The sequence below is a fragment of the Modestobacter italicus genome (assembly GCF_000306785.1).
GTDB classification, from domain to species: Bacteria; Actinomycetota; Actinomycetes; order Mycobacteriales; family Geodermatophilaceae; genus Modestobacter; species Modestobacter italicus.
Window position 1 is genome coordinate 1,660,608 of the sequence record NC_017955.1, and the last position, 13,307, is coordinate 1,673,914.

Genomic DNA, 13,307 nt, shown 5'->3' on the forward strand with positions numbered 1-13,307 from the left:
GGCGGCGCGCGTGGCGCACTCGTACGCGCGGGCGTGGCTGTGGCGGGCCGCCGCTCCTTGCGCCCTCCCGGTGTTCGCAGGGCTCACGGTGCTGCTGATCCCCCTCGCGGTCATCGGTGCTCACGAGGCGTCGACGCCGACTGCATCGTCGGGCTGCTCGATCGGCGGCACCGGCGCCACCGTCGCCGGCATCGAGCTGGACGCCGTCCAGATGGGCCACGCGCAGACCATCGCCGACGTCGCCGCCGCGCGGGGGCTCGATGCGTACGCAGCCACGGTGGCGCTGGCCACGGCCTACCAGGAGTCCCGCATCCGGATGCTGGCCAACGACGGCAGCAGCCTCGAACTCACCGGCGAGCAGGCCGCGGTGACCGCTACCAGCCTGCAGTACCCGCACGACGGGCGCGGCTCCGACCACGACAGCGTCAACACCTTCCAGCAGCGCTGGCTCGCCGGCTGGGGCACCGTCGCCGAGCTGATGGACCCCGTCTACGCCGCCGAGGCCTTCTACGCCCGGCTGGTCGAGGTGCCCAACTGGCAGACCATCGCGCTCACGCAGGCGGCCCAGGCCGTGCAGGTCTCCGCCGCCGGCGGCGCCTACGCCCGCTGGGCGCCGCTCGCCCAGGAGCTGACCGCCATGCTCTGGCCGACCGCCCAGGCCGCAGCCGCCCCCGCCGGCGCAGCGCCCGCCGTCTGCCCGGGGTTGCCGGTGGCCGCCGGGGCGTGGATCCGGCCCACCGCCGGCACGGTCACCTCCGGCTACGGGTCCCGCGGGGGAACGCTGCACGCAGGCGTGGACATCGCCGGCCCCCGCAACACGCCCGTCTACGCCGCCGCCGACGGCACCGTGCTTCGAGCCGAGTGCACCAGCGACTACTGCGACCGCGACGGCAGCCTGAGCCTGGCCGGCTACGGCAACCTCGTAGATCTCGGCCACGGCAACGGGGTGACCACCCGCTACGGGCACCTCTCCGCGTACACGGTCACCGCAGGCCAGCACGTAGCCGCCGGAACGCTGGTCGGCTTCCAGGGCTCGACCGGCAACAGCACCGGTGTCCACCTGCACTTCGAGGTCCGCCAGGACGGCGCGCCGGTCGACCCGGTCCCGTGGCTGGCCGACCGCGGCGTCGACCTGCGCGCCCTCGATGCCGGATGAGCCGCCTGGACTTCAACGAAGGAGAAGCCATGCACCACGCGAACGCAGGCGGTCGGCGATGAACGTCGGCCGGTCGCAGCCCGACGTCGGCCCCGCCAGCTGGGAGATCCCGCTCGCCGCCGCCCTGGTGTGGTTCACGGCCGGGGCGCTCCTGCTGCCCGCCGGCCGCGCAGCCGCGGCACTCCTGGCCGGCGGCGGCTGGGTGTGGCCGCAGGGGTCGGCCGCCCTGGTCGCCTCAGTCGGCGGCCTGCTCACCGCCGAGCCCACCGCCGGGCTGGACGTTGCGCAGACGGCGGCGCTACCACCGCCGGTGGCTGTGTACACCGCCATCGCCGGGTGCCTCGCACTCTTCCTAACCGCCAGCGGGGGAGCCGCCTGGGCCGTTCACCGATGGCTGACCGGGCGGTCGGGAATGGCCACCCGCAGCCAGGTCGCCGACGTGCTCGGCAGCGGTCGGCTGCGCCGGGCCGGACCCGTCGTCCGTCCCGACCTGACCTCGGCTCGCCGGCGCAGGCCTCGCCGGGTCGTGCACACGGACGTGGCATGGCGGCTGGGCCACGCCGCAGTCCCCGCCGCCGGGCAACTGTGGGTGCCCTTCGACCGCACGACCGGCGTCTACGGCCCGCAGGGGTCCGGCAAGACCCTCGACCTGCTCGCCCCTGCGCTGCTCGACGCGCCCGGCGCGGCGCTGGTCACTCTGACCAAGGCCGAGGACCTGCTGCTCACCCTCGACGCCCGCGCCGCCGGCGACCGCCCGGTCGCCGTGCTCGACCCTTTCGGAGCGGTTCCTGGACTGCCGGAGCTGGTGTGGGACCCCGTCGCCGGCTGCGTGGATCCCATGACGGCCGAGCGCCGCGCCAAGGCCTTCACCGCCGGCACCGTTCCCGGCGCGGTCACCGGCGGCACCACCGACTCTGCGGCCCGCTTCTACGCCTTCGAAGCGGCCAAGGTGCTCCAGGGCTACCTGCACGCCGCCGCGCTGACCGGCCGCACCATCGAGGACGTCCTGGAGTGGGCCGCCCACCCGCAGGCGGCGACCCAGCCGGCCGACGTGCTGCGCGCCCATCCGCACGCCGCGCCGTTCTGGGACGGGCTGCTGCACGGTGCTCTGCACGGCGACCCGCGTACCGCTGGGAACACCGCCACCACGGTGCAGCAGGCGCTGACCCTGTTCTTTCAGACCGACATCCGCCGCCGGTGCACTCCTGCGCCCGGCCGGCCGGCCACCGACATTGCCGCGCTGATCGCCGCCGGCGGCACCGTCTACCTGCTCGGCCGCGAGGATCCCTACGCCTCGGCGGCCCCGCTGATGACCGCCCTGGCCGAGCACGTCCTCGACACCGCCCTGCAGCTGGCCGGCGACGCGCCGACCGGACGGCTGTGCCCGCCGTTGCTGGCCTGCCTGGACGAGCTGCCGTCCACCGCGCCGCTGCCCACTCTGCGCACCCGGATGGCCAACGACCGGGCCCTCGGGGTCAGCTTCCTCTACGCCGCGCAGGCGTGGCGGCAGCTGGTGCTGATCTACGGCGAGGACGAGGCCCGCGCCCTGTTCGGGCTCACCAACGTGCTCGTCGCCTTCGGTGGCGGCAAGGACGGCGGCTTTTACCGCGAACTCTCCGAGCTGCTGGGCAGCACCCGGGTCCGGCGCACCTCCTACAGCTACCGGGGCACCGGATGGTCCCGATCTACCCACGGCGAGACCGTGCCCGTGCTACGCCCGGACGAGATCCGCCAGCTGCCGCCCGGCCGGGCCATCGTGGTCGCGGAGAACGCCCCACCGCTGATCGCCGGGCTCACCCGCTGCCTCACCGGTCGCCGCGGCGCGAAGCTGCTGGCCGCGCAGGCCTCGGCCCGCGACCGCGTCGCCGCCGCCCGCGGGCACACCGCCAGCATGGTCGAGCGCACCGGTCGCGCGCACGCCGCGGCCGCCCGCGCGGGTCTCACCCCGGTCGAGCGGGGCCTTCGATGACCGCCTCCCACGTGGCCGTGCCTTTCCCGCCGCCGCCGCGGGAGATCCGCCGGGCCTTCGAGCAGCTCCGGCAGGCCGAGGAGGCGGGCCTCGAACCCGCCGGCCTGCGGCTGCTGGACCGGCCCTGGGAGCCGGCGACCTGCTCGGCTCACGTGCGCACCCGGCTGTGGCCGTGGCTGGACGACGTCGCCGCCTGGCTCAACCGCAGCTACGCTTGGCAGACCGCGCAGGCCATCCCCTCCTGCTGGCCCGCCCATCCGCACCTCGTGCACGAACTCGCGGTCCTGGCGTGCCTGCGCGCGACCGCTGGCGACGCGGCGGCTCCGCACGCGCTGGAGGAGTGGCACCGCTACGCGCTGCCCGCCTTCCACGCCCGCCTGGCCGAGCGGCTCGGCATCGGCTGTCCACCCGGCCGGCACACCGACTGGCCGGCCCGCTCCTGGGCCGCCGAGTACACCAGCCCGCAGGCGACCACAGCGCGGCACGCGCTGTTCGACCGCGACCTGAGTGTCACCCCGACCGGCCACCGCCCCCAAGCGGCAGAAGGCCAGTGATGCCCAGCGCCGTACCGTCCGACCGCGGCGACTGGGTGTCGCTGCTCGCCGGCGTGCGGATCAGCCGCGCCTGGATGGTCCGGCACACCCCTGACCTGCTGGCTGCCTGGTGTGACGCCGGGACCGCCGAGGGCCGCAGGGCGATCGCCACGCGCATCCTGGAGATCGCCGCTGACCTGGAGAGCGAACCCGAGGACGGCGACGACGCGGCCACCGACCCGGCCTGGCGGCAGCTCGTGGCCCGCATCGACGCCCGCCTCGTTGACGGCCCGGACTGGCTGCCGCTGGCCGCCGCGCTCGCCCGCGCCGCGACGGCCGGCTACGACGTGGCCGCCTGGCTGCCCGCGCTGGCCGCAGCCACTCCGCTGCCCGCCCGGCACCCCGCCCGCGAGCTGCACTGGCGGCTGCTCGACGACTGCGCCGCCGCCCTTCCCGCGCGCGGCGCCAACGAGCACCGCTCCTCCAACGCGCACAGCCCGGTCGGTCCTCCACAGATGTCCCGCGACGCCCCCGCCGCCGACCGCCGCGACGCAAGCCTCGACAGGACCAACCCGTGAGAAAGGACGTGCCTCATGACCGTCGACACGGTCAGCGACCCGCTCGGCTACGCCGCCTCCCTGCTCGACGCCGTCGGCGCCGACCGGGAGCAGGTACCTGCCGACATCGCCCTGGAATGCCTCTACGCCGCAGAACTCCTCGAGCTCGCCGGCGGACGCACCCAACCGGTCCCACTGATCGACGGCGACCCCGCCGCCAGCATCCGCGCAGCGATGGGCGCCCTTGGCCTCCTCGACGAGCGCACCTTCGCCAGCACACCTGTCCTCGACGCCGCGCGCGCCGCCCGCCACGCCCTGCGACGGCTGGGCTGAAGGGTGGCCACTACCCTGCGGCAGCTGCTCGGCGACCTCAGCGACCGAGCAAGTATCCGCCCCGCAGCGGCGACCATCGAGGACGTCAGCGGAGCACTGGCCCACCTGGGCCGGGCGCTGTCCGGGGTGGCCGAAGACGGGCTCACCCTCGGCGACAGCTATCGGCAGCGCAACGCCACCGCACTCGCAGCCGCTGTCGCCACCGCCGGCCGGCTGTGGCCGCACAGCGGCGGGCCGCTCACTGACCTCGCTGGCGCCGCCGCCGACCTCATCGGCCGCGACAGGTCCGTCATGGGCCGCTCCCACCGCTGGGCGGCAACGGTCGAGGTAGCCGAGGTCGCCGACCACTGCGCACGGCTCGGTCGCCGGCTGCTGCCGGAGGCGGCCGCTCCGGAGCTGGACGTCGTCCGCCATTCAGCCGCCACCATCGAGCATGACGCGCAGGCCGATCCGCCCACCGCCGCGGCTTCCGTGGGGCTCGACCGCCTGGTCCCGCTGCCAGGGCCGCCCTCCGGAGAGGCGGAGGTGACCGTCCTGGACGCCGTCGCTGGTCTCCTGGCTGCGCTCGACCGTGCACAGCGAGCCGACGACCTGACACTGCGGGACTTCCGTGCCGCCGTCGCCGCCGCCGAGCTCACCAGTCGCTACGCCGCGGTCGCGGCGGGCATGACCGGAAGGGACGCCGGACCGCTGCTGGTCGCCGGGCTCGCCTGGCAACTTGCCGGTCGCGCCAGCATGGTCTTCCACGACGGACGCCAAAGAGAGCCCGGCGACCGCAGAGGCGTCGTCTCGTCGTCGCAGGCGCTCGTCCGCGCCCTGCGCACCGAGGTCGGCTCGCCCGCCGACATAGGGGAGCAGCACGGCCAGCAGACGTCCGCGGACGTGGCAGCTGCGGTCCAGCAGGTCGCGGGGCACATGCCGGTCCTCGCCGACCGGCTCACCATGGCGGTCGAGCGGTGGTCCCGCACTGGTCAGCTGTTCGCGAACGCCCGCGACCTGCCACGCATGGAGGCCATGCCCGAGGACCGCATCCAGGCGGTGATCGCCGGAAGACACGTGCGGGCCAGCGGCGCCGACCTCAACCGACTGCGGAATGTCGTCGGTCGGGCCGCTGACCTCTCGACCGGACTGACCGACGCGCTGCACCGCGCCTCCGGGACCGAGCCAGTGGCGCAACGGCACCGAACCGACCGGCGCGACCGGGGAGCAAAGGTGCCGGGCGAGGCCGAGCGTCTGCTCAGTCGTGCCCACGCCGTCGATCGCGACAGAATGGGAATCCGAGTGTTTCACGGGCCGCGGCAGATCCCACCGTCCCGGTAGCCCATCCCTATGCGGTGACGGGGAACGGGGCCTCCGACCTGTCCGTGACGGCGGCTTCAGGGACGTTGGGAGGGCAGCCCCGCCGCCCCCTGTTTCTGGAGCGGCAGGGCCTGACCGCGACGGCTCCCGCAGAGGCCGTTGCGACTACTCATCAGTCTCCGGGTGCCTCCGGATCCGGGCGACTCGGTGGGTGGTGGACGACGTCAGCGGCCCGCAGGCAACCACGTCCCCGAGGGCAGGACTCCGGTGTGCACCAGCTCGTCGGCGACCGCGTGCAGCTTCCTGTTTGCCCTCATCGACATCTGGGCCAGGACCTGGAACGCCTGGTCTGCGGTCAGCTTGTGGCGGTCCATCAGGATGCCCTTGGCCTGGTCGATCACACCCCGGGTCACTAGGGCTGCTTGCAGGTTGTCGGCCCTGTCCCGGGCGCCCTGGTAGGCGTGCAGGTCGCCGGCGGCGACTGCGGCGTAGGGGCCGAAGCGGGTGGCCGCCGTGCGACTGGCCTCGTCAAAGGCGTTCGGCTCGCGGGCGTAAATGTTGATAGCGCCGGTGAGCTGCGCGTCCTCGTCGATGGCCAGCGGCACTGACAGGGAGCTCAGGGCACCGCGCTCGGCGGCCCGGGGCGTGTAGTCCGGCCAGCGGCTGTCGGTGCGCATGTCGGCGATCTCGGCCAGCACACCGGTGCGGGCTGCATGCAGGCACGGGCCGTGACCGCGCTCGTACTGCGCCTCGTCCAGGTCGGTGGCCAGTTGGCCGGTGGAGGCCACCGTGGTCGGGTGCTTCTTGACCAGCAGCGTCACCGACGCCTCGGGGTTGCCCGGCATCACGGTCTTGGTTAGGTCCGCGATGGTCTGCAGCAGGTCGTCCATCGACACCTGGCGCAGGGACAGCGAGCTGAGGCGTTCCAGCGCCTGGACGGCGCGAATCGCCAAGGAGGTCTGGTCAGTGGCCACGACGGCCTCCGGTCTACTTATACCGAAGGTGGGTGGCCTCGGCCGCGGCCCTCGATCTGAGGGTCGTGCATGAGACGCCACCTGCGTGGCGGGCCATGGACGCCGAGCCATCCGACGACTCACGTGACGCTACTCGCGTGGGCCGCCCTCTGGGCCCTGGCGACGTCCCCAAGTAGGCCGTTGAGGGACACCGGACAGCGCCTTGAAGCACGGGAGCCCCCGCTTCGGTGGCCAGCATCGGGACCGCATCACCAAGCGCACTTCTGCTACTGCGGTGGGTGCAGGTCGTCCGCGCCGACCGCAGTGTCCCGGCTGAGGCCGGGGTCGACCGACGCGGGTCTGAGCGGCGTGCCGAACAACCGCTGGCCCTTGGCGTCGATCAGAACCGCGACAGGTGGCGTGTCCCTTGGTGTTGCCCAGCCCTCAGGAGAATCTGAGTTTCCCCGTCATGAGACAGCAGTCTGCGACGAAGAGCTAACGTGGTCCGGCAAGATCACGTCGGGGCTGAGTGCCTCCACGAAGCCCGGCGCGGGACAGACTGACCGGATGTCCCAAGGCCGCCCTCAGGTACAGGCCTTAGACCTCGTCCGCCGTCACCGGACAGGAAGCCTCACCGAGAAGGATGCAGGTGAGGCGAGGTCCTTTGCGTGGCCTGCCCCGGATGAGTCGCCCGAAGAGAATCCTCGGTTGGAGGCATTGAGCGGGGCGTCCGTCGCGGACCAGCCGTGCTCGTGCGAGGCGCTGAGGAGTTCGAGTCGGCGTCGAGCACTGCCCTGTGGACGGTGCCGGGTGGCACGCCAAGTGCTTCGGTGACCCGATCGATGTACGCCAGCCACCGGCTGGGTGGCAGGGCAACGATAATCGCACCGGCCTCGCGCAGTGCCGCATGGATGTCCGAGTCGCTCCTGTCTCGCGAAGCCAGCGTCACGCGGGCGTCGAGAAGGGTGTCGGCGAGGCTGCGTGAGGAGTCGATGGCTGTCCGCAGACCCGTGGCGCCGTCGCGGTGGAGAAGGTCGGCGGGATCGAGCCCGTCGGGTAGGGCGAGGCGGCGCGGGGCGTCCCCACGGCTGGTGAGCTGCCAGTAGATGCGCTCGGCGGCCTGCTGACCGGCCAGGTCGTTGTCGGTGGCCACGAGGATGCCGGAACCGTTGGTGCCGATGTAGCGGCCGAGGAGGTCTGCTTGCTGGTCGGTGAGGGCGGTGCCGAGGGTCGCAACGCCGACGGTCTGGCCGGCGCCGGCCAGGGTGAGGGCGATGGCATCCAGCGGTCCCTCGACGAGAGCCGGGGTGGCTCCGGCGACGAGCCCGGACCGGGCCTCGTGGAGGCCGAACAGGTGCTCGCCCTTGCGGTACAGGTCGGTGCCCGGGCTGTTGAGGTACTTGGGTCCGGCGCGTTCGTCGTCGGCTGCGGTGGGGTTGCGGCGGGCGATGAAGCCGACGATCACCCCGTCGGCGTCGTGGATGGGAAAGGTGAGCCGGTCGCGGAACCGGTCGATCAGCGCGCCGGTGCGGGCGCGCTGGGCGAGGCCCGCGGCGACCATTTCGGTATCGGTGGCGCCGAGGCCACGCAGGTGATCCACGAGCGTCGTCCAGCCGGCGGGAGCGTGGCCGGGGGTGAAGGGAGGATCGGCGGTGAGGTCGGTGCCCAACCGATCGCGCAGGTAGCTCGCGACCCAGGCGTCGGAGTAGTGGTCGGTGAAGAAGGCGGCGGCCTGAGTGTTTAGCTCGATGAGCCGATCGCGGCCGACGACGGCGGTGGCCCAGAAGTGCTGCTCGAGCAAGTAGTCCGCGTCGTCGGTGGCCTCGACCCCGCCGGTGAGGGTGAACGGGCCGTGCGTGCGATATCGCGGCGGCGACGCCGGGGGAGGGGTGTCGTAGTCGGGGTCGAACGGCGCGTCCTCGTAGCCCGGTGCTACCTCCGCCGGGTCGGTGGCGGTCGTGGGGGCGGGCGCGGGCGGCAGCAGATGCGCGTCGTCGGGTGGCTGCAGATCGGCCTGCAGCGGTTCGGGATGGTGCACGGGGGCTGGGTCGGTGAGGGCAGCGATCCGGAAGGCCAGCGCCTCGGCCAACCCAGTCGCGTCGCCGGCCACCGCGGGGGGCAGCCCGGCGAAGGCGGCGGTGAGCAGGTCGGCGGAGGGCCAGCCGGTGCGGATGCCGGTGGTGACCGCGGCGACCAGCGCCGGCCACGCGGGGTCGGCCAGCACACGCGGAGCCTGCTCATCGGGGAGCCGGCTCAGCAGGGTGGCGCACCAGTCCGGGCGCGGTCCAGTCGCGCCCGGGGCCGCAAGAACGGTGGCTGGAGCGACGTGGGGCGACAGCCGCCACCACAGGGCCGCAGCGGGCAGGTCATCGGGCAGGGGGCGCTGTGTGGCGACGGCGACGAGCATGCCGGCGGCATCGAGACCGGCGCGGTCGGCGGCGGCCAGTCGGTCGCCAAGGACCGGCCAGTGCCCGTCGCGTCGGATGCGGGGGTCGATGCCGTCGGCCAGCGTCGCCCACACCGAGCTGTCCCGGACGGGACCGGTGGCGGTCACCGCCTCGTCCAGTTGCGCCTGGGATCGGCGTTCCGCAGCCGGCCGCCGGCGCGGTCCGGTGGGGCGCCGGTCGCTGTCGGGAACGGCGAGTGCTGCGCGCCAGACGGCGAGGTCGGCCCGCAGTGCCTCATGGTCCGGGTCAAGCAGGCGCTGAGCCCAGGTCGGTGCGGTGGCCGCGGTCATCTCGGTGGCGGCGGAGGCAACCCGTGCCGCGCGGGCCGCGACGTGGTTCGCGCGGGCGGCGAGGTAGGGACCCCACTGCGGATCGTCGGCCAGGGCGGCCGGCATGCCGGGCAGCCACGGCAGCGGGCCGGCCGAACCGAGAGCGGCCAGCCGGTCGTCGAGGACGGCAGCGGGATCGTTCGCCGTCTCCAGTTCGCGCGCTTCGACCGTCGTCTTCAGGGCGGCGACAGAGTCGGCGCCGGTGAGTGCGAGCAGCGCCAGGTGTCCGCGCAGCGCCGGCCACGCCGGCGCGCTGGTCAGCCCTGGGTGCAGACGCTCGGCGGCGTTCTCCAGTTCTTCTGCGGTCGCTGCACCCAGGCGGTGATCGGCGGCGACGCGTAGCGCGTCGGCGTACCGGGTGGCAACGGAGTGCAGTTGCTCGGCTGGGTCGGCCAGCGCCCGGCGGGCGCCGGCCGCGGAGGTCTGGGCGCCGTCGCGGGCCAGCATGCCGGCCAGCAGGTCGGTGGCGGTGGGCGGTGACACGGCGGCGGGGGTGACGATGCTGTGCGGGTCGCCGTCGCCGACGGTGGCCAGGTACAGGTGGTTGGCGGCGCGCCCGCGGGAGAGCGCGACGTAGAGCAGCTGCCGGGACTCGCCGCCCGTGAACACGGTGTGGCAGACGTCGGCGGTGGCGCCCTGGGCGCCGTGCACCGTGGTCGCGTACCCGAGCTGCACGTGCTCGGCGACGTAGCCCGCCGGCAGGGTGGTCCGCCGCCCGGTGCCGGTGTGGACGACGTCGAGGGCGCCGTCCCGGCCGATGGCGCGGACGGTGAAGCGATCACCGTTCTTCACCCACTCGGTGGCGGTGATCGGTAGTCGCCGGTTGTTGGCGCGGGTGATGACCGGGTCTCCAGGCCCGGCGCGGGTGCCGTCGGCCAGCTCGACCTCTGCACCCGGGGAGGAGGTGGCGCCTGCCAGGCGGTCGGCCCGCGCCCGCTGATTCAGCTGTGTGACCAGGTCCCGGGTGGCGGCCAGCAGCAGTGCGTCCATGCCGCGGGCGGAGTCGGCGGCCCAGGCGGCGTAGGCCTGCTCAGCGCAGGCGGCCAGGTCCCCGACGTGCACCCGGCCGGAGTCGAGGTAGAAGCCCAGCCCGAGGGTGTCGCCGTCCCGGACGGCGACGGTGGCCGCGGCCTCGGCCGGGTCGGTGAAGCGCACCAACTGGGTCAGGGTGACCGCGCCGTGGGTGGCGGCGATCTCGGCCAGCACGCCTCCGGCGGCGACCGAGGTCAGCTGTTGGTGGTCGCCGACCAGCCGCACCGATCCGCCGCGCCCCAGGATGTGCGCGACGGCGCGTGCCAGCTCGCGGGTGCCGGCCATGCCGGCCTCGTCGACGACCACCAGCGTGGTCGGCCCGATGCCGGCCATCCAGTCGGGTGCCTGCCCGGCGTCGAGGCACCAGATGAGCTTGGCAAGCGTGTCACACGGAGATCTCAGGGAGTCGCGCAGCCCGGCGGTGGCCACGGCCGACGGCGCCAGGCCGAGCACCGTGCCACCGCCGGCGGTCCAGGCGCGAGCCAGGGTCGCCAGCGCGGTCGTCTTGCCCGCTCCGGCCGGGGCGAGGGCCAGTTGCACCCGGGCGCCGCTGACGGCCAGCTCGCGCACCAGCTGCGCCTGGCCGGGATTGAGCTCGGCGCCGTTGGCGGTGGCTTCAAGCAGCGCCAGCTCCACCGTGGCCGGATCGGCACGCCGTCCGTCGCTGCAGCCGGCGGCTCCCAGGAGCAGCGCCTCGGCGTCCAGCACCGCCTGGCTGGTGTAGAGCCGGGCACCGGCGACGGTGTAGACGCTGGCCCCGTCCGAGCGGCGCAGCTCCGCTGGCTCGACCACCGGATCCGACTCACCAAGCGGAACGGACAGAGCGGGGGAGAGCACCCCCTCGGTGACCCGGGTGACCGCGACGTCCACGACGTCCGGTGCCAGGGCGGCGGCCCGCACCACCCGCTCGGCCTCGGCGCGCACGTGCCAGATCTGCCAGGTGGCCCGCGCCTCCGAGACGGTGTCCAGCACCCGGACGGCGGCCGACCGGACCCAGGTCTCGGTGAGCCCCGGGCGCGGGGACCCGCGCGCGCCCAGTACGCGACCGAGCATCCGGGTGATCCGGTCGGGCCCGCCGAGGACGGCGACCGCCTCCCGCCGCCAGGTGGCCCGCTGCTCGGCGAGGGAGCGCGGCTCGTGCTTGGGGCCGCGGGTCTCCAGCGTGGCCTGCTGCGCCAGCGCGATCGCCTCCACCGCTGTGGGCGGCCGGCCGTGGTCGCGCTGGAAGTCGCCGGCCAACACAGCTCGACGGGCGTCGATGTCCCGACGCCGCGACGACCACGCCGTCAGGAGTCCCTCCTCCATGCCGGCGATCTCGCGCACCGTCCGCCGTCCCGGGGTGGAACCGGGGCGATCGGTGAACCGGACACCCAGGCGAGTGACCAGGTGGGCCTCCAGTCGGGTGTCGTAGCGCTCGGAGGCGGCGACGGCGGCCTTGTGCAGCACTCGCCCGTCCAGCGCCCGCCAGTGCCCATCGCGGGTCTGCACCTTGTTGCTCACCGCCACGTGGCTGTGCAGATCGGGATCGCCCGCGCGGGAGTCGCGGTGGGTGAACACCGCGGCAATTAACCCGGTGGTCTCCACCTGCCGCACCCCGTCGGTGCCCAGCCGGGTGAAGGACGCGTTGGCTTCCAACCAGGCAAAGGTGTCGGCGACTGCGGCGGCGTGGGCGGCCTCGACCTGTTTGGCCACCTCCCGCGGTGCCAGCGCCCACAACGCCGAGACCGACTTGACGGGGGAGAAGGTGAGGTCGTAGCCGGCCACCGCCGTCGTTGCCGGCCGTGAGACCCGGGCGAGGAACCCCGACAGCTCGCGGGCATCGCGCGGCGAGCGGCCATTGGTTTCGGCGAACATGGCCCGGGCGAGGTCGCTGCGGATTCGCGCGCGGTCGCCGTCTGGGATCGGGGCGGTCGCCGGCTGTCCGCGGGCAGTGTTGAAGGCGGCGAACTCGTCCGCGCAGCGGGCTCGGAAGCCGTCGGCTTGAGGACTGAAGACGTAGAAGGCCCGCCCCAGGTCTCCCGCCGCCCGCGCCTCCTGCGGCGTCTGTCCCCGGGTCAGGGCCTGTTTCTCGAGCCGAGCGGCGTCGGGATGCCGCCCCTCCCCGAACAGCGCCTTCATCTGCTCTTCGGTGACGGGCTGCCCGGCGCTCACTCGGCCGAGCCCGGCCGGGCCGTTGCCGGTCCACCTACCGGGACACTCGCCGCGCTGGGAGTAGTAGTCACCCAGCCCGGCGTGCCCCCGCTCCGTCGCGTCGAACGCTGCCACCTGCCGCGTTAGGTACGTGTAGCCGTCCCCGGCAGTCAGCTTGTGCAGGGTCATCACGGTCGCGGACCGTAGGAAGGCGGACTCCGCTACGGCTGCCGCACTTCTCCAGTAGCTCGGTGCCGCGGAACTCCGGGAGGGAGCCGCGTCGCTCGCGTAGATGGGGTCCGCGACGCTGATCCCTGGGGCGCAACGACGAATGGATCGATCACGAACCCCTCAGGCCAACACCGGACAACGCCGTCGGCCCCTGTCCAACCGAGCGCCGGCGGGGGCTGCCTGCTCGGCCGGAATGCAAGACGTGTGACGGACTTGATCTTGTAGAGCCGGCGGAGCCTGAAGGACGTGCTGAGGCCCGGAGCAGGTGTCCACGGGAGGACGACGGTGGCCCCGCGCTGGGGTTGTCAGACGGGGCGCTCGAGTCAGCAGCCGTGGTC

8 protein-coding genes are annotated in these 13,307 nt (G+C 73.8%); 6 read left to right on the forward strand and 2 right to left on the reverse strand.

Going from position 1 to position 13,307, the window contains the following annotated elements:
* Positions 1-70: 70 nt before the first annotated feature.
* The 6 genes from MODMU_RS08120 to MODMU_RS08145 are packed head-to-tail and all read left to right on the forward strand — an operon-like array spanning position 71 to position 5,868.
* The gene (locus MODMU_RS08120; protein ID WP_231851811.1) at positions 71-1,156 is read left to right on the forward strand and encodes a M23 family metallopeptidase; all 1,086 of its coding nucleotides are present in this window, start codon (positions 71-73) and stop codon (positions 1,154-1,156) included.
* Positions 1,157-1,214: 58 nt separating this feature from the next.
* Positions 1,215-3,125 carry a type IV secretory system conjugative DNA transfer family protein gene (locus MODMU_RS08125; protein WP_014739734.1) on the forward strand — a complete coding sequence of 637 codons (1,911 nt, stop codon included), beginning with the start codon at positions 1,215-1,217 and terminating at the stop codon, positions 3,123-3,125.
* Positions 3,122-3,679, forward strand: coding sequence for a hypothetical protein (locus MODMU_RS08130; protein ID WP_041795099.1), 558 nt, complete (start codon positions 3,122-3,124; stop codon positions 3,677-3,679). Before MODMU_RS08125 ends, MODMU_RS08130 begins: the two co-directional genes overlap by 4 nt.
* Positions 3,679-4,236, forward strand: coding sequence for a hypothetical protein (locus MODMU_RS08135; protein WP_014739736.1), 558 nt, complete (start codon positions 3,679-3,681; stop codon positions 4,234-4,236). Before MODMU_RS08130 ends, MODMU_RS08135 begins: the two co-directional genes overlap by 1 nt.
* A gap of 15 nt (positions 4,237-4,251) precedes the next feature.
* On the forward strand, positions 4,252-4,548 hold the full coding sequence (locus tag MODMU_RS08140) for a hypothetical protein (protein WP_014739737.1): 297 nt from the start codon (positions 4,252-4,254) through the stop codon (positions 4,546-4,548).
* A gap of 3 nt (positions 4,549-4,551) precedes the next feature.
* Positions 4,552-5,868 carry a hypothetical protein gene (locus MODMU_RS08145; protein ID WP_014739738.1) on the forward strand — a complete coding sequence of 439 codons (1,317 nt, stop codon included), beginning with the start codon at positions 4,552-4,554 and terminating at the stop codon, positions 5,866-5,868.
* 203 nt (positions 5,869-6,071) lie between these two features.
* Here MODMU_RS08145 and MODMU_RS08150 read toward each other — a convergent pair whose 3' ends face one another.
* Positions 6,072-6,821: a GAF and ANTAR domain-containing protein gene (locus MODMU_RS08150; protein WP_014739739.1), complete on the reverse strand. Its 750-nt coding sequence runs from the start codon at positions 6,819-6,821 to the stop codon at positions 6,072-6,074.
* Positions 6,822-7,431: 610 nt separating this feature from the next.
* Positions 7,432-12,927 carry a MobF family relaxase gene (mobF, locus tag MODMU_RS08155; protein ID WP_041795102.1) on the reverse strand — a complete coding sequence of 1,832 codons (5,496 nt, stop codon included), beginning with the start codon at positions 12,925-12,927 and terminating at the stop codon, positions 7,432-7,434.
* Positions 12,928-13,307: the final 380 nt, after the last annotated feature.